Source organism: Isoptericola croceus, from assembly GCF_029382255.1.
GTDB lineage: Bacteria > Actinomycetota > Actinomycetes > Actinomycetales > Cellulomonadaceae > Isoptericola > Isoptericola croceus.
Map to the genome: position 1 here is coordinate 1 of NZ_JARLLG010000360.1, position 265 is coordinate 265.

1 protein-coding gene is annotated in these 265 nt (G+C 67.2%); it reads left to right on the plus strand.

The genetic code is table 11. The annotated features are described in order from the left end of the window. Positions 1-265, plus strand: a 265-nt coding sequence (locus PZC42_RS21620) for an amino acid kinase family protein (RefSeq protein ID WP_438802985.1), incomplete at both ends; no start/stop codon positions are given.

Genomic DNA, 265 nt, shown 5'->3' on the forward strand with positions numbered 1-265 from the left:
GTCAACACCGATTCGACCCATGGCCGGGCCCGCATCGAAAGGTTCGACACGACCGAACTCGAACGGCGCCTCGATAACGGCGAGGTGCCGGTGCTTGCCGGTTTCCAGGGCGTCGGCACCGACAATCGCATCACCACGCTCGGCCGGGGCGGATCCGACATCTCCGCCGTCGCCCTGGCCGCCGCCCTGGGGGCGGAGAGGTGCGACATTTTCACCGACGTGGACGGCATCTACACCTCCGATCCGCGTATCGTTGCCAAGGCGC